Below are 2,517 nucleotides of genomic sequence, written 5' to 3' on the forward strand. Positions count from 1 at the left end.
CAGCACCGGCGTCAGCGCCAGCTGCGAGGCCTCGTTCACATCGGTCACCGGAATGGAAACCTGCTGCGTCAGCGAATTGCCATTGCCTGAGGTGACCGTGACATTGAGCACGACGTGGCTCTGGTTCTCAAAATCGAATGTCACACCGCTGTTCAGGTAAATGCCGGTGCCGGACACCGTGAACCGCGGATCATCTACCGTTACGACATTGTCGAGAAATGCCTCGTTAAGGTCCGGATCGGCAATAATGAAGGTCGCCACTCGCCCGACTGATGCGTCGTTTTCCCGGATCGGCGCATCGATCATCAGCGTCAGCCCGGCCACAGGGTCGTTCTGGTCAATCAGGTGCACGGTGATCTCGCGAGAGACCACGCCGCCGCCCGCTTCACTGGCTCGCACCGTCACGATAATGTCAGCCCCAGCCTCGTAATCGACGCCGACTTGTCCGACCACCAGGTTGTTGGCATTGATTGCAAGCCCCTGCGCTGCGCCCACAATCTGGTAGGTCCAGGTGCCGGACCCACCGCCCCCGCTCACCCCGAACTGACCGATCACGGTTCCGGCAGCGACGCGCTCGGCCACAATATTATTGGTGATATTCACTTGCAGCACCGGGGCGCTCAGCGCCTGGGAAAAACTGTACGTGCCATCGCTGAACTGGAACGATTCGACATCACGGACGATATCGGTTCCATCTGGGCTGCCACTGCGAAGGTCGACGATTCGCAGCCCTGCCGAAGAGATTTGCGTGATGGCATATACCGCGCGCGTACCGCTGAACACAGCGATGTCAGTGCCGTCGCCGCCTTCAATCGCATCATCGCCCGCCCCGCCTGTCAGACGATCATCATTGGCCGCGCCAACCAGGCGGTCGTCGCCTGCCCCGCCAGCCAAGGTGTCATTACCATTCCCGCCCACCAGCACATCGTTGAACATCCCGCCCACGACCGAGTCTGCACCCGACCCACCATGAAAGAACAGCCGCTCAACCCCAACCAGGCGGTTTCCGTCTGCCAAGGCCTGGTCATAAACATTGAGATCGACCGAGATTGCCTGGGTCAGCGTCCGATCATCCACAACCTTAGCTTCGGGGGTGTAATCATACTTTAGCACGCGGTTGAGCGCCGGATCGCCGCGATGGAAATAGGCATCGTTGGCGAGCCACATGGTGTCACCTTCGATCCAGATGCCTTCGATGGCATCGGCCTCGGTCAGCGTATGGATACCGATTTCCTGGCCGGTCGCCACGTCGACCTTGATCACATACCCCGTCTTGCCGGCACCGCTGTCGCCGGTCGTATAGTAGAGCGCACCTTGAGTGCCGAAATTAGGATCGAAGAACAGGTGATCCGGTTCCTTCGAAATGTTGATCGTCTTGAGCTGCGTGTTGGTCGAGAGCGAGCGCCACTCGATCTGCCGCATCAGCGTGTTGCCGTTCTCATGCCCGATAATGATGGCATCGTTGGTTGGGTCATAAGCAAGACCGTTAACCGAAGTGCCGGTCTGCGGCGCGAACGATCGCAGGAATACGCCCTCGGCGCTATAAACCCGGATCAACCGCTCGCTCAGCGAACCGACGAAGATTTCACCTGTGCTCTGCTTGATTGTCAGGCCCTGAATCGCGCGGGTAGCACCGGTGAAGGCAATCTCTCCGAGCTTGGTTGAGAAATCGGCGGACAGATGAATTATCGATGACGTATAGGTAAAGTCGTCGGGCTCGGACTGACCCTCGTTGGCTGCCCACCAGGTGCCGTCGGCAGCACGCGCCAGCCCGGTAATGGTAAAACCGGTGCCTGGCGTCATCCCCACGCCATCGGGGAGGTTTGACGCGTCGACCAGCTTGGCCGATCCATCGGTACCGCCCCAGTAAACCGCAGCACTGCCATAACCGGCAATCGGAAGGTCGCCATCGGCAAAACGCAGATTCTCGATGCCGGTCAGAGTATCTGTGCCGTCAATGCCGCCCGACACACGGTAAGATCCGTCGGCCTGCAGGGTCACCGTATACTGCGAGCGCGCACCAGAGAAGGCTGCCGTGTCATAGCCAGCGTCTCCAGCAATAGTATCGTTGCCGCCGCCGCCCTTCAGCACGTCGTCGCCCAAGTACCCGTTCAGCGAATCCGCAAGGGTGCCGCCGACCATGATGTCACCGAAAGACGATCCGGTCGCGCCGATCTGCTCGACACTGATCATCGAGCTTCCATCGCCGAAGTACTGCAGCGCGGTCGTGTTGGTCAGGTCAAACGAAATGGCGCGTGAAGATTTGGCAAAATCTACCGAAACCCGGTCGACCCCGTCGCCGCCGTCAAAGAAATCTGGACCGGTCCCGCGCTTGGTAACAAGTACATCATTGCCAGCGCCGCCAAACATCCGATCAAAGCCCTGATCGCCGGTGATCGTGTCGTTGCCGTCACCGCCGTAAAGGTCATCATCACCGGCGCCGCCGTTGATAACGTCAGCCGCCGCCGTGCCGGTGATCGTGTCATTCCCGGAGGATCCAGTGAAGTTCATGAAGAA

1 pseudogene is annotated in these 2,517 nt (G+C 59.5%); it reads right to left on the bottom strand.

Annotated elements, in window-relative coordinates:
- Window positions 1-2,517 (bottom strand): annotated as a pseudogene (locus tag AC2A04_RS18235) (hypothetical protein); the annotation flags it as partial.

The sequence above is a fragment of the Novosphingobium sp. HNCC26DJ243 genome, assembly GCF_057180545.1.